Here is a 20,950-nt window from a genome sequence, read left to right as displayed (position 1 = left end):
GGGTTAAACGCTGAGCGCAGCGCGCAGTTGCGCTTCGAGACCCGCCGCATCGAGGTCCTGACCGATCAGTACCAGACGTGTGATGCGTGCTTCGTCGGCAGCCCAGGCGCGATCGAAGTGCTTATCGAAACGCGTGCCTACGCCCTGGATCAGCAGGCGCATCGGCTTGTTCGGGATCGCGGCGAAGCCTTTGACGCGCAGGATGCCGTGTTGCACCACCAGCTGGGTCAGGGCGTCGAGCAAAAGCGCCTCGTCGGCTTGCGGCAGGTCGATGGAAATCGAGTCGAAGGCGTCGTGGTCGTGGTCGTCTTCACCTTCGTGGTGATGATCGTGATGGCTGTGGCGAGCGTCGATATGCTCTTCGGCGCCGGCGCCCAGGCCAATCAGCACGTCCAGCGGCAGACGGCCGCTGCTGGCTTCGATGATCTTCACGGCCGGCGGCAGTTCTTCGGCGACTTCCAGGCGCACACGGGCCAGGTCTTCCGGGCTGATCAGGTCGGATTTGTTGAGGATCACCAAGTCGGCGCTGGCCAGTTGGTCGGCGAACAATTCGTGCAGCGGCGATTCGTGGTCCAGGTTCGGGTCGAGTTTGCGCTGGGCGTCGACTTGGTCCGGGAATGCGGCGAAGGTGCCGGCGGCCACGGCTGGGCTATCGACCACGGTGATCACCGCGTCAACCGTGCAGGCGCTACGGATTTCCGGCCATTGGAAGGCTTGTACCAGGGGTTTTGGCAGAGCCAGGCCGGAGGTTTCAATGAGGATATGGTCGAGGTCGCCGCGCCGGGCAACCAGCTCGCGCATCACCGGGAAGAACTCTTCCTGCACGGTGCAGCACAGGCAGCCGTTGGCCAGCTCGTAGACACGGCCGTTGGCTTCTTCTTCGGTGCAACCGATGGAGCACTGCTTGAGGATTTCACCGTCAATGCCCAACTCGCCGAATTCGTTGACGATCACGGCGATACGACGGCCCTGGGCGTTGTCGAGCATATGGCGCAGCAAGGTGGTTTTGCCCGAGCCAAGAAAGCCGGTAACGATGGTGACGGGGAGTTTGGCCAGTGTTTTCATCGGATGCCCTTGGGGGCGGGCATACGGGACGATAGGCCCTGCGACAGTGCGCAGCAGCGGATTTCGTCACCGGATCACCCCGCCCGGTTGAATTGAAAAATCGATTGCGAGGCAGGTCTCCTGGCTTGGGGCTTGCAGGTCTTGCGACCGGCGCTGGCTGCGCCTTCCCGCCTTGTCGGCAGTGGCGTGGCAGTCAACTGGACCCTTTACAGTTGCGGGGGCAGCCGCGGCTTGGACCGCGTTCCCTTCTTAGCTTCGGCCTGGGCCGAAGAACCTCGAGGGTGCAAGGCTACGCAGTGCTTGGGGGATGGTCAATGATGGGGTTGGGTTCGTGTACATATCCGTTATTTAGGTAACGGCGACTCCTTACGGCAGCTCACTTTAGGAAAGAGCCCAAAAGTAACCAAAGGGCTCTTGCCCCAACACTCGGCACCTCGCCCAGACTCGGTGTGCCCTTAATCCGACATGGATTTGGGCGGCCTGACAGCCGGCCTGATCGAGAAAGCGGGCGGGTTCCCCTGTGGGAACTGGCTTGCCTGCGATGGCATCAACTGGGTGTGCCTGATGTACCGAGGCGCCTGCATCGCAGGCTAGCCAGCTCCCACAGTCGAGGGTGAACACCATAAAAAATACCGGTCGGCTCTAAGGCCGCCGCGCTCTGGCTTTTGATCTCACTTGCCCCGTTAAACACGCTGGCCGAACGCAGGCTTGAATCCGTGGGCAACCCGGCAGGACGCCGGGTTAGCCGTCCTGGGCCAGGGATGGCCCATGACGGCGGCCCACGGATTCAAGCCGGAGTGAGGGCACACCGAGCCTAGGCGAGGTGCCGAGTGTTGGGGCAAGAGCCCTTTGGTTACTTTGGGGCTTTTCCAAAGTGACCCGCTGTAAGAGCGGAACCATAAGCGGCCGTTACCGAAGAAACGGATATGTACACCACCACCACCACCACCACCAAAAACCACATCCCAATTGACTCCCCTCCCACCCCCATGCTCTCCTACACATCTTGTTTCGGGTGCCCTGCAAAGGGTGAAACGGGAAACCGGTGACTCATGTACGCATGACAGTCCGGTGCTGCCCCCGCAACGGTAAGCGAGCGAAACGTCATATCCACTGTGCCCAAGGCATGGGAAGGCGACGTTTTCAGGCATTGAGCCCCTCGCAAGCCCGGAGACCGGCCCGAAAAAATCAGATAACAAACCCGCGGTGGGCGGGCGCTGTTCAGAACCCTGCGTGCCTGGCTCGCGGGGTTTTCATGCGCTCGTTTCACCCAGACACCTGAAAGGGACGCGCCATGTCGATCATCAGCAGCACCTCGCACTCCGCCAGCCGCACCTCTACCCTGAGCCAACGCCTGACCGCCGCCATCGGTGCGTCGATCCTCGGCGCGTGCCTGGTGTATTTCGCCGGTTTCTCGCATATCGAGGCGGTGCACAACGCTGCCCACGATACCCGCCACAGCGCCGCGTTCCCGTGCCATTGAGACCTGCCGACATGATCAAGCGTATTGCGCAAACCGCAGGGTTCACCGGACTTTTGGCCGCCCTGCTGCTGACCCTGCTGCAAAGTTTCTGGGTCGCCCCGCTGATTTTGCAGGCGGAAACCTTTGAAAAAGCCCCTGCCGAGGTGATGCACGAGCATACCGCCGGCACCGCTGCCCATACCCACGACGCCGAAGCCTGGGAGCCGGAAGACGGCTGGCAGCGCGTACTCTCTACCACAGGTGGCAACCTGGTAGTGGCGGTCGGTTTCGCACTGATGCTCGCCGGTCTGTACACCCTGCGCGCGCCAACCCGCACCGCCCAAGGGCTGCTATGGGGGCTGGCTGGTTACGCGACCTTCGTACTGGCACCGACCCTGGGGCTGCCGCCTGAGCTACCGGGCACGGCTGCCGCCGACCTCGCACTGCGCCAGACGTGGTGGATCGGTACCGCAGCGTCCACCGCCGCCGGTATCGCGCTGATCGTATTCGGTCGCAACTGGCTGCTCAAAGCACTGGGGGCGGCAATCCTGGTGGTTCCCCACGTGATTGGCGCACCGCAACCGGAAGTGCATTCGATGCTGGCACCAGAAGCGCTGGAAGCGCAGTTCAAGATCACATCGCAGTTGACCAACGTGGCGTTCTGGCTGGCTCTGGGCCTGATCAGCGCCTGGCTGTTCCGCCGCAACCGTGACGATCAATACTCGGCATGACCCTGGTGGCCGGCCTGGGCTGCCAGCGGGGTTGTGATGTTCACACCCTGCTGAGCCTGTTCGACGCCGCCCTCGCCGAGGGTGGTATCGAGCGCCGGCACGTTACGGCCTTGGCGAGTATTGATCGCAAACGTGATGAACCCGGATTACTCGCCCTGGCCGCGCTGTTGAACCTGCCACTGCACTGCTTCAGCGCGGCCGGGCTAGGGGTTTATGCCGACCGCCTGAGCCACAGATCCGCTGTCGCTTTCGCCCATACCGGCTGTTACGGCATCGCCGAAAGCGCCGCCCTGGCACTGGCCGAGCACCTCACTGGCGCGCCTGCGCGCCTGCTGATCACCCGCAAAAAAACCGCCCAGGCCACCTTTGCGTTGGCTTGCGCCGACTAAAATCCCGATAATCGCCCTTCCCGATCATGAGCAATCTTCATGCTCGCCCGCTTTTCACCAGGAATTCCCCATGACCGTCTACTTCATCGGCGCAGGCCCCGGCGACCCGGAATTGATCACCGTAAAAGGCCAGCGGCTGATCCGCAGTTGCCCGGTGATCATCTACGCCGGCTCCCTGGTGCCAGCGGCGGTTTTGGAAGGTCACCAGGCAGGAATCGTCGTCAACAGCGCTGAGTTGCATCTGGAACAGATCATCGAACTGATCAAAACCGCCCACGCCAAAGGCCAGGATGTGGCACGTGTGCACTCCGGCGATCCGAGCCTGTATGGCGCGATTGGCGAGCAGATCCGCTGTTTGCGCGAGCTGGGCATCCCTTTCCAGATCATCCCTGGCGTCACCGCCGTGGCCGCCTGCGCGGCGCTACTGGAGACCGAGCTGACGCTTCCGGACATCGCCCAGAGCGTCATCCTGACCCGTTATGCGGATAAGACCAGCATGCCCCCCGGCGAGGACTTCGACAGCCTGGCGCGGCACGGCACGACCATGGCGATTCACCTGGGGGTCAACCATCTGGAGAAAATCGTCGCTGAACTGCTGCCGCACTATGGCGCTGATTGCCCGATTGCGGTGGTGCACCGGGCGACGTGGCCGGATCAGGATTGGGCGGTCGGGACCTTGAGTAATATTGCCGAGAAGGTCGCAGCCAAGGGGTTTCGGCGTACCGCACTGATTGTGGTGGGCCGGGTGTTGGCCAGTGACAGTTTCAGCGAGTCGTCGCTGTACCGGGCAGGCCACGCACACCTTTACCGCCCTTGACGGAATACGGGCAAGCCCACTCCCACACCTAAACCAATTTGTTAGAAAAACAGCGTAAGGCGTTGAAAATCATGCATAAAAAAACAGCGCTCACGGGGCGCCGTTTTTTCTTCGCAGTGAACACCTGACTCAGTAGTAGGCGTTTTCTTTCTGCGTGTGGTCGGTCACGTCACGTACACCTTTAAGCTCTGGAATACGCTCCAGCAGGGTGCGCTCGATACCTTCGCGCAGGGTCACGTCCGCCTGGCCGCAGCCCTGGCAACCACCACCGAACTTGAGCACCGCGATGCCGTCGTCCACGACATCGATCAGGCTGACCTGGCCGCCGTGGCTGGCCAGCCCCGGGTTGATCTCGGTCTGCAGGTAGTAGTTGATACGCTCGTTCACCGGGCTGTCAGCGTTGACATTTGGCACCTTGGCGTTGGGCGCTTTGATTGTCAATTGGCCGCCCATGCGATCGGTGGCGTAGTCGACTACGGCGTCGTCGAGGAAGGCTTCGCTGAAGGCGTCGATATACGCGGTAAAGCTTTTCAGCCCCAGCGCGGTGTCTTCAGGCTTCTCTTCACCTGGCTTGCAGTAGGCAATGCACGTCTCGGCGTACTGGGTGCCAGGCTGGGTGATAAAGACGCGGATACCGATACCCGGGGTGTTCTGCTTGGACAGCAGGTCAGCCAGGTAATCGTGGGCGGCGTCGGTAATGGTTATGGCAGTCATGGAAACTCCTCACAGGCTTGCCGGCAGTTTACGCCAAAATATTACGCAGGTACAAAGTCCTAGTATTTTTGTCGGGAAAGGATGGGCGGCTGATCAATGCCCAACCACTGCTTGAGCCTGCTGTACGCCGCTTTTTCCAGCCAGTGGTAGCTGCCAAATGAGGCGAACGCCGTCACCAGGATGCAAACGGGCAGCATCACGTAGGGATCAACGCCCGTGCGCTCGGCAAACCATCGCCCGGCGCACAGCACCATGGTGTGGAGCAAATACACCGAGTAGGAGCAATCTCCGAGCATCTTCAGGACACGCGAATGACGAAAAAAAGGCTCCAGCGTGACAAAGCAGATGACCAATATCGCGCTGGGCACCCCCCACTCCAGCGCGCGCGGAACGTCCGCGCCGTGATAAATCGCGGCCAAGGCCGCCACGATACCCAGCAACGGCAACCACGCCGGGGCTCGGCACAGGCCACGGTGATACAGCATGCCGATGACGATGCCCATCAGGAATTCGAGGACAATGTCGTTGCGGTAAAAACCGCCAAACAGGTCGAAGGCGGGGCTGACTCCGCCACACACCAGGTACAGCAGTGTGGCGACTATCCACAACCGGTAGGCCCTGCGAAACCACAAGGTCAGGGCGAACAGCCCATAAAACAGCATCTCGAAGTTAAGGGTCCAGCCGACATCCACTAGCGGATAACGCCCAAAGCCGCCGGGGTGTTCAGCCGGAATAAACAGCAGCGACTGCAGCACATGGCTGGGCACCACATACGTTTCTGGAAACATCGAAGGCACCGTCATGACCAGTAACGCCATGAGCAGCGTATAGAACCAATACGCGGGAGCGATCCTGGCCACGCGCATGAGCATGAAACGCCCTGGTGTCAGTGCCTTGTCGGCTGTTGCGAGAAAAATCACCAGGCCACTGATGACAAAGAACACGTCCACGCCGATGGCACCTTTATCGGCGAACAAATAGGCCAGCGGGGTATCGACCTCAAAGTTGAAAAACACCTGGATGAAGTGATGCCCCACCACAACCCAAGCCGCCAAGGCGCGTAGTGCCTGCACTGAAACCAGCATCTTCGGGGTACCTTTTCCATTGCTGCATGGTAGATATCCGACTGCTTCAGCACCCGCCTAGAGGGATGAGCGGATCACTGAAACCTTTATAGGTTTTCATAGCGATTCATGTCCAGCACGCCCTCTTCCACCGGCGTGGTTTCGCGGATGTACTGCGATAAATCGTGGAAGTACTGCCAGAACAATGGATGACTGCGACGCACACCCCAATGATCGACGATTTTTTCAAAGCGATCGGCGTCCTTGGCCCGCTCCATTTCGGCGACGAACTCAGGCACATCCTGCGCCGGAATATTGAACATGAAGTTCGGGTAGCTGCTCAGCACGCCGGGATAGATGGTCACGGTGTCCAGGCCCGGCTGGTAGCGATAGGCCTCACCCAGCAGGAACGCCACGTTACTGTGGGCACGGTTGCGCAGCATGCTATAGAACACGCGCTTGCCATTGCTGGTTTCGATGCGCAGCATCGTCGCTTCCGGCAATTGGTCGATAACCTTGAGCCCCGCCGCCGGGCGTGAGGTCAATCGGCTGAGGGCCTGCTCGGCATCCTGTAGTGCCGGATTGATGCCGTCACGCGAGCAGTAGGCGCCGTTGCAGCGGTTGATCGGGTCCGGGCTGGCGTTGAGGTCGCCGTAGCGGCTGAGCAATTGGTTGGCGAAGTCGCGTTTCGGGTCTTTGGCGTCCAGGTGCAAGCCGCTCGGCTTGTCGTCGTCAATAGCTTCGTAGTCCAGCCACAACTTGAGTTTGCCGCTGTTCTGATACCAGTCATCGAGGAAATCGTCGCGGGAGTTCGCCGGCATCAACCGCAAGAAGTTCTGCTCGGCACCGTTGCGGATCAGGTCGAAATACAGGCGTGTCTGGGCTTGGTGCGAAACGTTGCCGAACACGTCGAAGTTCACCGCCAACTGGTAATAGGTGCGCTCCAGCAACGGATAGTCGAACAACCACATCGTTTGCGGCACTTCACCGATCAAGCCCTTGTTCACCGAGGCGCTATCGAAGTGGCGGAAGATGCTCAGCAACGCGTTGTCATTACCGGCCCACAGGCTCGACCAACTCGGCGGCGGCACATCGGCATAACTGTCACGGCGCAGGGCCTCGTATTCGTTGCGCTTGTCGCGGTAGGCCAGCCACAGGCTGAGCACACTGCCGACGTCGTCGTTCTGCCCCGGCATGGCCAGCAGTGGCGTGGCCTGGCCACGATAGCGCGCATCGGTGATGTACAGGTCGTGGTCAGGGTCCTGGAACAGGGTCCAGAAGTTGTCGCGGATGACGTCCGTGGCGATTTGTCCACGGCAGACCGGCCCGCGGATAAAGGTGCGCACGAAGTACTCGGCGTTATCCAGCATGAACTGGTAACGCGCCTTGGCCGGTATGGCCTCGAACGTTTCGAACGGATTGGCGCGACGGCCCGGCCCGTAACCCGGCAAGGCATTGACCTGCCAGTCGCCGGCGTAGAACAGCGCCTTGATCCGCGCCATTTTCTCGGCACTGAACGGGTACGTGATGTGGGTCTTATGCACGATTACCCCCTGCACCGGCCACAGGCGGTAATACACGCGGGTGCCCGGGTCATCATTCGGCCGGCGAGTGGCGATCAGGTCAATCGGCTGGCCACTGGGCGTGCGCGAACGCACCCACTGGAAGAAATGCCCCGGCTCGCCGTTCTCGAAATAGATATGAGCGAGGAACAAATGCTCGAACAACCAGCGCGCCACCAGGCTCTCACGGGCGCCTGGCTGGTTGAGCAGGTTCTCCCACTGCTGCACTTGCAGGGCTTCCTTGGCACTCGGCGCCAAGCCCTGCTCATCAATCGGCGCGCCGGACGCGAGCCAGCGCTGCAGGGTCTGGTATTGCTGATCGGTCAGGCCGGTGACAGCCAATGGCATGCCTTCCTTGGGATGGGCGCCGGCATAGGCATTGAACTCGCCGGGCATGGCGCACATGTTTTCGCGGTTGAGCCCCAGCACGATCTCTTCAGGCAATTTGGCATTGGGCTGCAGCGGCGCGTTGTGGCCCAGTTCGAGCATGCGCGCCATCAACGCGGCCTGGCTGCCCTGGGCGTCCAGCACCGAATGGAAGCCTTTCTGCTGCCAAGCGGCTTTGCCAAAGGCGTCATAGAACAATCGGGTGGTCGGGGTGGCCTGGCTGCGCTCGCCGTCATACACCGGCACTTTGCTCGCCCCACGCGCCGCACCCTCGGCGCTGCCCAGGTTGAGCTGGCAGGCCGAGTCGTAGCAGGCATGGCACGCCACACATTTCTCGGTGAAGATCGGCTGAACATCACGGGTATAGGAAATCTCCGGGGCGGGCCCTTGAGCCTGGGCGGTACTGGCGATCAAGGCCAGAACGGCGCTGACGATAAGACGAAGTGACATGTATCCGGTCCCGATTCAATGCGTGCGCTGAAAATTTGCTGGTGATTCTACCGGGCCACACCCCCTGCCAACATGAACGATATTCATGCAAAACCTGCACATGCTCCAAATCGGCACAGGTTTGCTATGATTCACGCCCTCCGTAATGCCTGACCTAGAGTAGTCCCATGTCCGATCGTAGCGTTCGTCTGCAAGCCCTTCATCAAGCCCTCAAGGAACGTATCCTGATCCTCGACGGCGGTATGGGCACGATGATCCAGAGCTACAAACTGGAAGAAGAAGACTACCGTGGCAAACGCTTCGCCGACTGGCCGAGCGACGTCAAGGGTAACAACGACCTATTGGTTCTCACCCGTCCGGACGTGATCGGCGGTATCGAAAAAGCCTACCTGGATGCCGGCGCCGACATCCTTGAGACCAATACCTTCAACGCCACGCGTATTTCCATGGCCGATTACGGCATGGAAGCACTGGCCTACGAGCTGAACGTAGAAGGCGCACGCCTGGCGAGAAAGATCGCCGACGCCAAGACCCTGGAAAACCCGGCCAAGCCGCGCTTCGTCGCCGGCGTGCTGGGCCCGACCAGCCGTACCTGCTCGTTGTCGCCGGACGTGAACAACCCCGGCTACCGCAACGTGACCTTTGATGAGCTGGTGGAAAACTACACCGAAGCCACCAAAGGCCTGATCGAGGGCGGCGCCGACCTGATCCTGATCGAAACCATCTTCGACACCCTCAACGCCAAAGCCGCGATCTTTGCCGTGCAAGGGGTGTACGAAGAACTGGGCCTCGAACTGCCGATCATGATTTCCGGCACTATCACCGACGCTTCCGGCCGCACCCTGTCGGGCCAGACCACCGAAGCGTTCTGGAACTCGGTGGCCCACGCCAAGCCGATCTCCGTGGGCCTCAACTGCGCCCTGGGCGCCAGCGAGCTGCGTCCGTACCTGGAAGAGTTGTCGAACAAAGCCAACACCCACGTCTCCGCGCACCCGAACGCCGGCCTGCCCAACGAGTTCGGCGAATACGACGAACTGCCGTCGCAAACCGCCAAGGTCATCGAAGAATTCGCCCAGAGTGGCTTCCTCAATATCGTTGGCGGCTGCTGCGGCACCACGCCAGGCCATATTGAGGCCATCGCCCAGGCCGTGGCCGGTTATGCGCCGCGCCCGATTCCGGACATCCCCAAGGCCTGCCGCCTGTCGGGCCTGGAACCGTTCACCATCGATCGCAGCTCGTTGTTCGTCAACGTCGGCGAACGCACGAACATCACGGGTTCGGCCAAGTTCGCCCGGCTGATCCGGGAAGACAACTACACCGAAGCCCTCGAAGTCGCCCTGCAGCAGGTAGAAGCCGGCGCCCAGGTGATCGACATCAACATGGACGAGGGCATGCTCGATTCGAAGAAGGCCATGGTGACCTTCCTCAATCTGATCGCCGGCGAGCCAGACATCTCCCGCGTGCCGATCATGATCGACTCCTCCAAGTGGGACGTGATCGAAGCCGGCCTGAAGTGCATCCAGGGCAAGGGCATCGTCAACTCCATCAGCATGAAGGAAGGCGTCGAGCAGTTCATCCACCACGCCAAGCTGTGCAAGCGCTACGGCGCCGCCGTGGTGGTGATGGCCTTCGATGAAGCCGGCCAGGCCGACACCGAAGCGCGCAAGAAGGAAATCTGCAAACGCTCCTACGACATCCTGGTGAATGAAGTCGGCTTCCCGCCGGAAGACATCATCTTCGACCCGAATATCTTTGCGGTCGCCACCGGTATCGAAGAACACAACAACTACGCCGTCGACTTCATCAACGCCTGCGCCTACATCCGCGATGAGCTGCCGTATGCGCTGACCTCCGGTGGCGTGTCCAACGTGTCGTTCTCGTTCCGTGGCAACAACCCGGTGCGCGAAGCGATCCACTCGGTGTTCCTGCTGCATGCGATTCGCAACGGCCTGACCATGGGTATCGTCAACGCCGGCCAGCTGGAGATCTACGACCAGATCCCGGCCGAGCTGCGTGACGCCGTGGAAGACGTGGTGCTCAACCGCACCCCGGACGGCACCGATGCCCTCCTCGCCATCGCCGACAAGTACAAGGGCGACGGCAGCGTAAAAGAAGCCGAGACCGAGGAGTGGCGCGGCTGGGAAGTCAACAAGCGCCTGGAGCATGCACTGGTCAAGGGCATCACCACCCACATCGTCGAAGACACCGAGGAGTCGCGCCTATCGTTCGCGCGCCCGATCGAAGTGATCGAAGGCCCGCTGATGTCCGGCATGAACATCGTCGGCGACCTGTTCGGCGCCGGTAAAATGTTCCTGCCGCAGGTGGTTAAATCCGCCCGCGTGATGAAACAGGCCGTGGCCCACTTGATCCCGTTCATCGAACTGGAAAAAGGCGACAAGCCGGAAGCCAAGGGCAAGATACTGATGGCCACGGTGAAGGGTGACGTACATGACATCGGCAAGAACATCGTTGGTGTGGTGCTTGGTTGCAACGGCTACGACATCGTCGACCTGGGCGTGATGGTGCCGGCGGAGAAGATCCTGCAGGTGGCCAAGGAGCAGAAGTGCGACATCATCGGCCTGTCCGGCCTGATCACGCCGTCCCTGGATGAGATGGTGCACGTGGCCCGTGAGATGCAGCGCCAGGACTTCCACCTGCCGCTGATGATCGGTGGCGCGACCACCTCCAAGGCGCACACGGCGGTGAAGATCGAGCCCAAGTACAGCAACGACGCCGTGGTGTACGTCACCGACGCCTCGCGTGCGGTGGGTGTGGCCACGCAGTTGCTGTCCAAGGAGCTGAAGGCCGGTTTTGTCGAGCGCACCCGCGAAGAGTATGTGGAAGTGCGCGAACGCACCTCCAACCGCAGTGCCCGCACCGAACGCCTGAGCTACGCGGCGGCCATTGCCAAGAAGCCGCAGTTCGACTGGAGCAGCTACACCCCGGTGACGCCGACATTTACTGGCGCCAAGGTGCTGGACAACATCGACCTCAACGTTCTGGCCGAGTACATCGACTGGACGCCGTTCTTTATTTCCTGGGACCTGGCAGGCAAGTTCCCGCGCATCCTGACCGATGAAGTGGTAGGCGAAGCCGCTACCACGCTGTACGCCGACGCCCGGGAAATGCTCAAGAAGCTGATCGACGAAAAACTCATCAGCGCCCGCGCGGTGTTTGGTTTCTGGCCGGCCAACCAGGTCAAGGACGATGACCTGGAGGTCTACGGCGACGACGGCCGGCCGCTGGCGACCCTGCATCACCTGCGCCAGCAGATCATCAAGACCGACGGCAAGCCGAACTTCTCCCTGGCCGATTTCGTGGCGCCAAAAGACAGCGGCGTGACCGACTACGTGGGTGGTTTTATCACCACCGCCGGCATCGGCGCCGAAGAAGTCGCCAAGGCTTACCAGGACGCGGGCGACGACTACAACTCGATCATGGTCAAGGCTCTGGCCGACCGCCTGGCCGAAGCCTGCGCCGAGTGGCTGCACCAGCAAGTGCGCAAGGACTATTGGGGTTACGCCAAGGATGAGCAACTGGACAACGAAGCACTGATCAAGGAACAGTACAGCGGCATCCGCCCTGCCCCGGGTTACCCGGCATGCCCGGATCACACCGAGAAAGGCACCTTGTTCCAATTGCTCGACCCAGAGGCACGTGAGATGGAGGCCGGCCGCAGCGGCGTGTTCCTCACCGAGCACTATGCGATGTTCCCGGCGGCGGCAGTCAGCGGCTGGTACTTCGCGCACCCGCAGGCGCAGTACTTTGCCGTGGGCAAGATCGACAAGGACCAAGTCACCAGCTACACCGCACGCAAAGGCCAGGACCTGGCCGTGACCGAGCGCTGGTTGGCGCCAAACCTGGGTTACGACAACTGATCTCCCGCCCAACTCCTGGGCACGCCCTTGTAGTGAGCGGGCTTGCCCGCGCTGGGTGGCGAAGCCGCCCCAAACCCAGGCAACTCGGTGTATCAGAAAGACCGAGGCGCCTGGATTTGGGGCGGCTTCGCCCCCCAGCGCGGGGCAGGCCCGCTCACTACATTCGCAGGATCGTCGGCTATGCTGTCCCTCACACACCTTGTGTCGAGGGATGTATGGACGATCCAGTCAACAACAAGCCTCCAACCTTCTGGCAGATGCTGCACAGCGTCATGGCGGCGGCCTTTGGCGTGCAGAGTGGCAAGAACCGCGCCCGCGACTTTACCCACGGCAAGCCCAGTCACTTTGTGCTGCTAGGTATCCTGTTCACGGCGGTGTTTGCACTGACGCTGTTTGGCATCGTCAAACTGGTACTGCTACTGGCCGGGGTTTAATGCAGCAGCAGTTGCAGGCTGAACGGGTAGCGGTAGGACTCGGGCTTGCCCTTGGCCGACAGTGCGCGAAAATTCACCGCCGGCAACGGCCCCAACAATTGCTGGGCCTGCACGCCATCGATCAACTGGAACAGCGCGGCCTGGCGATCGCGCCCGCCGTGGGCGGCCAGATCCACGCCCTTGGCATCGTCACTGATCAAGACCAGCGCCCATCCGCCCAGGGTGAAATGCCCGGCCACCAACGTCGTCAAACGCCCGTCCAGGCGTGCCCGCAATATCTCGGGTGAACTGTTTACCGCGCTGAACAACACGTCCTTTCCCGGTACCCGCCCGCTGCCTTGCAGCGCCTGCATCGCGCCCAGCGCCATCTGATCGTTGGCCGACCACACCAGCGCCGTCTGCGGGTAGCGCTTGAACAACTGAGTGGCTTGCTCGAAAGCCCGCTCACGGTTCCACTCGCCATAAACCAACTGACGCAGGCGCACTTGCGGATACTGCGCCAATGCACGGCGCAAACCTTGTTCACGCAACTGTGCGGACGGCGTGTTCTTCGCGCCGGAAAAGGCCAGCAGGTCGAGGGTCTGGCCGGGGGCTATCGGCCCATGCTTGTGCACCAGATCGACGAGCATCATATGGCCCGCTTCTTCGTCGTTGGGCACCAGGCTGCCGATCCAGTGAGCGTCGTTGCGCTCATTGAGCATCTGCACTTGGTCGGGGGTTGGCGTGCTGTTCACGATCAACAGCTTGACCCCGCTGCCTTGGGCCATGCGCAGAATCTGTGGGGCTACATATTGCTCGTTCACCAGCATCAGATAATCGGGTCGTACGGGGCCTTGCAGCGTGTCCCTGGCCTGCGCCAGGGTGTTGCCGGAATCACGTTCGGCATAACGCACACGCAAATCCAGGCCGAGGTCCTTGGCCGCGGCCTGCATGAATTGCGTGTAACTGACCCAGAAGGTTTCCGTCGACGTACCAGGGTTGAGAAACACCACGGACGTCGCATGGGCCGCTGCGCCATACGCAGCCCCCAGCAACCACATGCACGTAATCAGAACCTTCAGCATCGTTATCCAAGCCTTGAAGAGTGGCCGCCATGATAGTGGCAATTAACCGCTCAATCGAGGCTCAATCAACGTCGTTTATTGGTGACTCACCCAGAATACAGCGGTGCCGACCACCAGGATTATCAGAAACAGAATGGCCCAGGCATCAACGGTACTGTCGGGCTTACGGGCTTTGGTTGGGTTGCTCATCGCATCGCCTCTTATCGGTTTTATTAGGTGACTGCATCAAGACTCGACCACAGTAAAGTTCAAGATTGCCCGCATGACAAATGTGGGTATAGCGATAACAGTTCTCATTAGTCGATTTGGTTATTTGCATATACTCAAACATCACTTTTGCGCATAAACGCAAACTGGTATCGTGCGGCGGCTCCGTTGGGAGTGCGCGGCCGTGCGCGCAGATTTGCCGAGAACAGGACCTATATGTACGTATACGACGAATACGATCAGCGCATCATCGAGGACCGCGTCAAGCAGTTCCGTGATCAGACCCGACGCTACCTAGCAGGTGAACTGAGCGAAGAAGAGTTCCGCCCTCTGCGCCTGCAAAATGGCCTTTATGTTCAGCGCTTTGCGCCGATGCTGCGGGTAGCCGTGCCGTATGGCCAACTGACCTCGCGTCAGGTGCGCATGATGGCCAAGATTGCCCGCGACTTCGACAAAGGCTACGCGCACATCAGTACGCGCCAGAACGTACAGTTCAACTGGCCGGCGCTGGAAGATGTGCCGGACATCCTGGCTGAACTGGCCACCGTGCAGATGCACGCTATTCAGACCAGCGGCAACTGCCTGCGCAACGTGACCACCGACCAATTCGCCGGCGTTGCCGCCGACGAGCTGATCGACCCGCGCCCCTGGTGTGAAATCGTCCGCCAGTGGACCACCTTCCACCCGGAATTCGCCTACCTGCCGCGCAAGTTCAAGATCGCCATCAATGGCTCGACCTCGGACCGCGCTGCCATCGAAGTACACGATATCGGCCTGGAGCCGGTGTACAACGCCGCTGGCGAGTTGGGCTTCCGTGTGCTGGTAGGTGGCGGCCTGGGCCGTACCCCGGTGGTCGGCGCGTTCATCAACGAGTTCCTGCCGTGGCAGGACCTGTTGAGCTACCTCGACGCCATCCTGCGGGTCTACAACCGCTACGGCCGTCGTGACAACAAGTACAAGGCCCGGATCAAAATCCTGGTAAAAGCGCTGACCCCTGAGGTGTTCGCCCAGAAAGTCGACGCTGAAATGGAACACCTGCGCGGCGGCCAGACCACTCTGACCGAAGCCGAAGTACATCGCGTCGCCAAGCACTTCGTCGACCCCGAGTACAAGGCCCTGACCAATCAGGACGCCGAACTCGCCGCCCTCGACGCAGAGCACCCGGGTTTCGCCCGCTGGCGTGGCCGCAATACCCTGGCGCACAAGAAGCCGGGCTACGTTGCCGTGACCCTGTCGCTCAAACCTACGGGTGTTGCGCCGGGTGACATCACCGACAAGCAACTGGACGCCGTCGCCGACCTGGCCGAGCGCTACAGCTTCGGCCAACTGCGCACCTCCCACGAGCAGAACATCATTCTCGCGGACGTTGAGCAGAGCCAACTGTTCACCCTGTGGGGCGAACTGCGCGAAGGTGGTTTTGCCACGCCGAACATCGGCCTGTTGACCGACATCATCTGCTGCCCGGGCGGCGACTTCTGCTCCCTGGCCAACGCCAAGTCGATCCCGATTGCCGAATCGATCCAGCGCCGTTTCGACGACCTGGACTACCTGTTCGACATCGGCGAGCTGGACCTGAACATCTCCGGCTGCATGAATGCCTGTGGCCACCACCACGTCGGCCACATCGGCATCCTGGGCGTGGACAAGAAAGGCGAAGAATTCTACCAAGTGTCCCTGGGTGGCAGCGCCAGCCGCGACGCGAGCCTGGGCAAGATCCTCGGCCCGTCCTTCGCCCAGGAAGCCATGCCCGAGGTGATCGGCAAGCTGATCGACGTGTACATCGAACAGCGCACCGAAGATGAGCGTTTCATCGACACCTACCAGCGCATCGGCATTGACCTGTTCAAGGAGCGCGTCTATGCAGCGAATCATTAAGAACAACGAAGTCCTCGACGAAACCTGGCACCTGCTGCCCAAGGACGCGAGCTTTGACGGCATCTCCAACTGCGACGACCTGATCGTGCCGCTGGCCCTGTGGCGCGAGCACGCTCATGCACTCAAGGCCCGCGACGGCGGCCTGGGTGTATGGTTGGACGCCGATGAAGAAGCTGAAGAAATCGGCGACGACGTGGAACACTTCCAGGTCATCGCCCTGAACTTCCCGGCCTTCACCGACGGGCGCAACTACTCCAACGCGCGCCTGCTGCGTGACCGCTATGGTTACAAAGGCGAGCTGCGTGCGATTGGCGACATCCTGCGCGATCAGTTGTTCTACCTGCACCGTTGCGGGTTCGATGCCTTCGCCTTGCGCGCCGACAAAGACCCGTACGAAGCGCTGGAAAGCCTCAAGGACTTCTCGGTGACGTACCAGGCTGCAACGGATGAACCGTTGCCACTGTTCCGTCGCCGCTGAGTTTCAGCGCATGATCAAGCCCTGGCCTGCCAGGGCTTTTTTTATCCATTGAATTGGATCGACGCCAGCACCTGCTTCTGCCCCATGGAGCACGGCACGCCTTCCGGCTGCGCCCGAACCGCTTCGATCACACCCAATAACTGGGCCTTGCTGTGGGCCAGTTGCGCCTGCATCTGCTCAATCTGCGCCACCTTGCGCTCCAATGCCTCGATCAGCTCTTCGCGCTTGTGTTCGCCCGGCGCCGGCATCAACGCCTTGAGTTCCTGCAAGGTGAAGCCCGCCTGTTGTGCGCTCTGGATCAGTTGCAAGGTCTGCAACGCCTCGGCCGAATAACGTCGATAGCCGTTGGACTGGCGCCCCACCTGACTGATCAGGCCTTGCGCTTCATAAAAGCGGATACGTGACGCCGCCAACCCACTCTGCTTTGCCAGCTCGCCAATATTCATCACCATCACCTGCTTGACATTAAAGTTAACTTTAAGCTTAGCCTGAGGCCTCCCCTGCTCAGGAGTCAACCCATGTCACCCTTTGAAGCCCTGCAACTGCCCAATGGCCAGATCATCTCCAACCGCATCGCCAAAGCCGCGATGGAAGAGAACATGGCCGATGCGCAACAGGCCCCGTCCCGCGAATTGAAGCAACTGTACAAGGCCTGGGCCGAGGGCGAGCCCGGCTTGCTGATCACCGGCAACGTGATGATCGACCGCCGCGCCATGACCGGCCCCGGTGGCGTGGCCCTGGAAGACGAGCAGCAACTGGACAGTTTTCGCGAATGGGCCGCTGTGGCACGCGACAGGGGCGTGCAGTTCTGGATGCAACTCAGCCATCCCGGACGCCAGACCCCGGCCAACCTGCACCAGCAAGCCATGGCGCCGTCTGCGGTAGCCCTCGACCTGGGTGGATTCTCGAAGATGTTCGCCAAGCCACAGGCCATGACCGAAGACGACATCCAGGAGGTGATCAAGCGTTTTGCCACCAGCGCCCGCCTCGCCGAAAAGGCCGGGTTTACCGGGGTACAAATCCACGGCGCCCACGGCTACCTGCTGAGCCAATTTCTCTCGCCGTTGAGCAACCATCGCAACGACCGCTGGGGTGGCTCGCTGGAAAACCGTGCACGCCTGCTGCTGGAAGTGATCCACGCGGTGCGCGCCAGCGTCAGCCCGGCGTTTTGCGTGGCGCTCAAACTCAACTCGGCGGACTTCCAGCGCGGTGGTTTTGCAGAGGCCGATGCGCGCGCCGTGGTCGAAATGCTCAACCCGTTGCCCATCGACCTGCTGGAGTTGTCCGGCGGCAGCTATGAGGCGCCGGCGATGCAGGGCGAAGCGCGGGACGGGCGCACGCTGGCCCGTGAAGCGTATTTCCTGGACATGGCCACTGAACTGGCAAGTATCGCCAAGATGCCGGTAATGGTCACCGGCGGCATCCGCCGCCTGCCGATCGTGCAACAGGTGCTCGACAGCGGCATCGACATGGCCGGCATCGCCACCGCCCTGACCCTGGAGCCGCAGTTGATCCAGCACTGGCGTGAAGGGCGCGACCCCAACCCGCAACTCGAGCCCATGGACTGGAAGCGCAAGCCTCTGGCGTCCCTGGCCATCCTTGCGGTGGTGCGCCACCAGATGCGCCGCCTCAGCCACGGTCGCGCGCCAAGCGCCAAGGTAGCGCCGTGCATGGCGCTGGTGCGTGACCAATGGTTTCTGGCCAGGCGCACTCGGCAGTACCGTGCGGCCATGGCGCAGTCTTCACAATAAAGGCGGAGCATTCGCCGTGATCGAACTGTCCCCTATTGATCAGCAGTTTTTAACCTCACTGACGATTGGAGTTTTTCATGGCGAAAATCAACCTGGCCCAGCAATTGGCGACCACGCTTGAACAGGCGGGTATCAAGCGCATCTGGGGCCTGACCGGTGACAGCCTCAATGGCCTCACCGACGCTCTGCGCACCATGGAGAGTATCGAGTGGATGCATGTGCGCCACGAGGAAGTCGCGGCCTTCGCGGCGGGTGCCGAGGCCGCTGCCACCGGCGAGTTGACGGTGTGTGCCGGCAGTTGCGGGCCCGGCAACCTGCACTTGATCAACGGCCTGTTCGACTGCCATCGCAACCACGTACCCGTGCTGGCGATCGCGGCGCAGATTCCCTCCACCGAGATTGGCCTGAACTACTTCCAGGAAACCCATCCCCAGGAACTGTTCAAGGAATGCAGCCACTTTATCGAACTGGTGACCAGCCCCGAGCAGATGCCCCACGTGCTGCATCGCGCCATGCGCTCGGCGATCCTCAATCGCGGCGTCGCGGTGGTGGTGATTCCGGGCGACGTGTCGCTGCTGGAAGTGGAAGACAAGCTCAAACCGTGGCCGGCCCTGCACGCACCGCGCACCTTGCCAGCGGAACAAGACCTGCTACGCCTCAGCGAAATCCTTCAAAGCAGTCAGAAAACCACCCTGCTGTGCGGCAGCGGTTGTGCCGGTGCCCATGATCAAGTGGTCGCCTTGGCCGACGCCCTCGGCGCTCCCGTGGTACACGCCCTGCGCGGCAAAGAGCATGTGGAATGGGACAACCCGTTCGACGTGGGCATGACCGGCCTGATCGGCTTCAGTTCCGGCTACCATGCGATGCTCGACTGCGACACCTTGATCATGCTCGGCACGGACTTCCCTTACCGTCAGTTCTACCCCACCGATGCGAAGATCATCCAGGTCGACCGCGACCCACAAGCGCTGGGGCGCCGCACCACCCTGGACCTGGGCATCTGCGCCGACGTCAGCGAAACCATCGCTGCCCTGCTGCCGCGCCTGACCCGCAAGGCCGACCGCAGCTTTCTCGAGACCTCGCTCAAGCATTACGAGAAAGCCCGCCAAGGCCTCGACGACCTGGCGCAACCGTCCAAGGCCAATCGGCCGATCCACCCACAATACGTGGCGCGCCTGCTCAGCGAATTGGCGGACGACGATGCGATCTTCACCGCCGACGTCGGCTCGCCCACCGTGTGGGCCGCGCGTTACTTGAAGATGAATGGCAAGCGTCGACTGATCGGCTCGTTCAACCACGGCTCGATGGCCAACGCCATGCCCCAGGCAATTGGCGCGCAGGCAGCGTTTCCAGGTCGGCAGGTTATTTCAATGTCCGGCGACGGTGGCTTTGCCATGCTGATGGGGGACTTCATTTCATTGGCCCAGCTGAAACTGCCGGTCAAGGTGGTGGTGTTCGACAACTCATCCCTGGGTTTTGTCGCCATGGAGATGAAAGCCGCAGGTTATCTGGACGCCGGCACCGAACTGAAAAACCCGGACTTTGCCGCCATGTCCAACGCCATGGGCATCCTCGGGATTCGCGTGGAGCAGTCCGAAGATCTGGAACCGGCACTGCGTCGCGCACTGGCCCATGATGGGCCGGTGTTGGTGGACGTGGTGACCGCGACTCAGGAACTGGTGATGCCACCGACGATCAAGCTGGAGCAGGCCAAGGGATTCAGCCTGTATATGCTCAAGGCGGTGATGAGTGGCCGTGGCGATGAGGTCATTGAGCTGGCACGCACGAACTGGCTGCGCTAAACCCCATGTGGGAGCGGGCTTGCTCGCGAATGCGGTGGATCAGTGAACGCATCGTTGACTGACACAGCACATTCGCGAGCAAGCCCGCTCCCACTTTCTCATCTCATTGCCAAGTCAGGCTGTTTGCTTGGCTACCCACTTGCCATAAGCGTCGATGAACGCCTGCAAGAATGGCTTGGTCTTTTCCGACAGCTTTCCGGCCTCATCAAACAAGCTTCCCGCGCCGCCCACATAGGCTTCCGGCTGCTGCATGCACGGTACATCAAGGAACACCAGGGATTGGCGCAGGTGATGGTTGGCGCCGAAACCACCGACGGCTCCTGGCGACACACTGATGATCGCACCCGGCTTGCCACTCCAGGCGCTTTGGCCGTATGGACGGGAGCCCACGTCAATCGCGTTCTTCAACGGCGCAGGCACGGAACGGTTGTATTCCGGGGTCACGAACAACACCGCGTCGGATGAACTCACCTGCTGACGGAAAGTGCTGTAGGCTGCCGGCGGTGTTGCACCGTCGATGTCCTCGTTGTAGAGCGGCAAATCGCCAATTTCGACAATCTTCAACCTGAGGTTGGCAGGGGCCAGTTCGGCCAGGGCCAGGGCGACCTTGCGGTTGATCGACTCTTTTCTCAAGCTGCCAACCAGGACGGCAATCGTGTAGACCTTGCTCATGGAGGTTTTCCCGACGTCTGAATAAAGGAGCTTGTAGTTATAGAGTCTTCGCGGCGGGTTCACCAGAAGGTTTTTGATAATCCTCCAAACGCCCCACCTTGTAGGATTCATCCGAAATCGCCAGCGAATAGTATTTTTTTAACGTAGG

At 61.1% G+C, this 20,950-nt stretch carries 17 protein-coding genes and 2 riboswitches; of the genes, 10 read left to right on the top strand and 7 right to left on the bottom strand.

All coding sequences use genetic code 11. The features are described from left to right. Positions 1–3 precede the first annotated feature (3 nt). The gene (gene cobW / locus LIY36_RS22645; RefSeq protein WP_305392550.1) at positions 4–1,065 is read right to left on the bottom strand and encodes a cobalamin biosynthesis protein CobW; all 1,062 of its coding nucleotides are present in this window, start codon (positions 1,063–1,065) and stop codon (positions 4–6) included. Between the two features lie 93 nt (positions 1,066–1,158). Then, positions 1,159–1,358, bottom strand: a riboswitch (cobalamin riboswitch). Positions 1,359–2,061: 703 nt separating this feature from the next. Then, positions 2,062–2,262, top strand: a riboswitch (cobalamin riboswitch). Between the two features lie 97 nt (positions 2,263–2,359). Here cobW and LIY36_RS22640 point away from each other — a divergent pair. The 4 genes from LIY36_RS22640 (at position 2,360) to cobM (ending at position 4,464) form a co-directional block, all read left to right on the top strand. Then, positions 2,360–2,548 (top strand): CbtB domain-containing protein, encoded by a 189-nt coding sequence (locus tag LIY36_RS22640; RefSeq protein WP_192299684.1) that lies wholly within the window; start codon positions 2,360–2,362, stop codon positions 2,546–2,548. An 11-nt stretch (positions 2,549–2,559) separates the two neighbouring features. Continuing rightward, the gene (locus LIY36_RS22635) at positions 2,560–3,258 is read left to right on the top strand and encodes a CbtA family protein (protein WP_226457231.1); all 699 of its coding nucleotides are present in this window, start codon (positions 2,560–2,562) and stop codon (positions 3,256–3,258) included. Continuing rightward, the gene (locus LIY36_RS22630; RefSeq protein WP_226457230.1) at positions 3,255–3,647 is read left to right on the top strand and encodes a cobalamin biosynthesis protein; all 393 of its coding nucleotides are present in this window, start codon (positions 3,255–3,257) and stop codon (positions 3,645–3,647) included. Before LIY36_RS22635 ends, LIY36_RS22630 begins: the two co-directional genes overlap by 4 nt. Positions 3,648–3,717: 70 nt before the next feature. Continuing rightward, positions 3,718–4,464 carry a precorrin-4 C(11)-methyltransferase gene (gene cobM, locus LIY36_RS22625; RefSeq protein ID WP_226457229.1) on the top strand — a complete coding sequence of 249 codons (747 nt, stop codon included), beginning with the start codon at positions 3,718–3,720 and terminating at the stop codon, positions 4,462–4,464. Between the two features lie 129 nt (positions 4,465–4,593). On the opposite strand, the gene nfuA is transcribed toward cobM, so the two are convergent. The 3 genes from nfuA to LIY36_RS22610 form a co-directional block, all read right to left on the bottom strand. Continuing rightward, entirely contained in the window at positions 4,594–5,178 is a 585-nt protein-coding gene (gene nfuA, locus LIY36_RS22620) for a Fe-S biogenesis protein NfuA (RefSeq protein WP_003190728.1), read from the bottom strand. A 59-nt stretch (positions 5,179–5,237) separates the two neighbouring features. Next, positions 5,238–6,263, bottom strand: coding sequence for an acyltransferase family protein (locus LIY36_RS22615; protein WP_226457228.1), 1,026 nt, complete (start codon positions 6,261–6,263; stop codon positions 5,238–5,240). 86 nt (positions 6,264–6,349) lie between these two features. Beyond that, positions 6,350–8,641, bottom strand: coding sequence for a fatty acid cis/trans isomerase (locus LIY36_RS22610; RefSeq protein WP_226457227.1), 2,292 nt, complete (start codon positions 8,639–8,641; stop codon positions 6,350–6,352). A gap of 167 nt (positions 8,642–8,808) precedes the next feature. Between LIY36_RS22610 and metH the strand changes: the two genes are divergently transcribed. Further along, positions 8,809–12,519 carry a methionine synthase gene (metH, locus tag LIY36_RS22605; protein WP_226457226.1) on the top strand — a complete coding sequence of 1,237 codons (3,711 nt, stop codon included), beginning with the start codon at positions 8,809–8,811 and terminating at the stop codon, positions 12,517–12,519. Between the two features lie 215 nt (positions 12,520–12,734). After that, on the top strand, positions 12,735–12,953 hold the full coding sequence (locus LIY36_RS22600) for a DUF2970 domain-containing protein (RefSeq protein WP_192299691.1): 219 nt from the start codon (positions 12,735–12,737) through the stop codon (positions 12,951–12,953). On the opposite strand, the gene LIY36_RS22595 is transcribed toward LIY36_RS22600, so the two are convergent. Continuing rightward, positions 12,950–14,017 carry an ABC transporter substrate-binding protein gene (locus tag LIY36_RS22595; RefSeq protein WP_226457225.1) on the bottom strand — a complete coding sequence of 356 codons (1,068 nt, stop codon included), beginning with the start codon at positions 14,015–14,017 and terminating at the stop codon, positions 12,950–12,952. The two genes, LIY36_RS22600 and LIY36_RS22595, sit on opposite strands and share 4 nt — an antisense overlap. A 423-nt stretch (positions 14,018–14,440) precedes the next feature. Here LIY36_RS22595 and LIY36_RS22590 point away from each other — a divergent pair, with 423 nt between their 5' ends. Together LIY36_RS22590 and LIY36_RS22585 are read left to right on the top strand one after the other, a co-directional pair. Further along, positions 14,441–16,099, top strand: a complete 1,659-nt coding sequence (locus tag LIY36_RS22590) for a nitrite/sulfite reductase (RefSeq protein ID WP_192299693.1) — start codon at positions 14,441–14,443, stop codon at positions 16,097–16,099. Beyond that, positions 16,083–16,577, top strand: coding sequence for a DUF934 domain-containing protein (locus LIY36_RS22585; protein ID WP_192299694.1), 495 nt, complete (start codon positions 16,083–16,085; stop codon positions 16,575–16,577). The genes LIY36_RS22590 and LIY36_RS22585 overlap by 17 nt, the downstream gene beginning before the upstream one ends. A 41-nt stretch (positions 16,578–16,618) precedes the next feature. Here LIY36_RS22585 and LIY36_RS22580 read toward each other — a convergent pair whose 3' ends face one another. After that, positions 16,619–17,023, bottom strand: a complete 405-nt coding sequence (locus tag LIY36_RS22580; protein ID WP_226457224.1) for a MerR family transcriptional regulator — start codon at positions 17,021–17,023, stop codon at positions 16,619–16,621. 72 nt (positions 17,024–17,095) lie between these two features. Here LIY36_RS22580 and LIY36_RS22575 point away from each other — a divergent pair, with 72 nt between their 5' ends. Then, positions 17,096–18,328, top strand: coding sequence for an NADH:flavin oxidoreductase/NADH oxidase family protein (locus LIY36_RS22575; protein ID WP_226457223.1), 1,233 nt, complete (start codon positions 17,096–17,098; stop codon positions 18,326–18,328). 77 nt (positions 18,329–18,405) lie between these two features. Beyond that, the gene (poxB, locus tag LIY36_RS22570) at positions 18,406–20,130 is read left to right on the top strand and encodes a ubiquinone-dependent pyruvate dehydrogenase (RefSeq protein ID WP_192299697.1); all 1,725 of its coding nucleotides are present in this window, start codon (positions 18,406–18,408) and stop codon (positions 20,128–20,130) included. 114 nt (positions 20,131–20,244) lie between these two features. On the opposite strand, the gene LIY36_RS22565 is transcribed toward poxB, so the two are convergent. Further along, positions 20,245–20,802, bottom strand: coding sequence for an NADPH-dependent FMN reductase (locus LIY36_RS22565; RefSeq protein ID WP_226457222.1), 558 nt, complete (start codon positions 20,800–20,802; stop codon positions 20,245–20,247). Positions 20,803–20,950 lie beyond the last annotated feature (148 nt).

The organism is Pseudomonas sp. AF03-9 (genome assembly GCF_020515815.1).
In the GTDB taxonomy this organism is placed as follows: Bacteria; Pseudomonadota; Gammaproteobacteria; order Pseudomonadales; family Pseudomonadaceae; genus Aquipseudomonas.
This window is presented reverse-complemented; position numbering and strand designations above follow the sequence as displayed.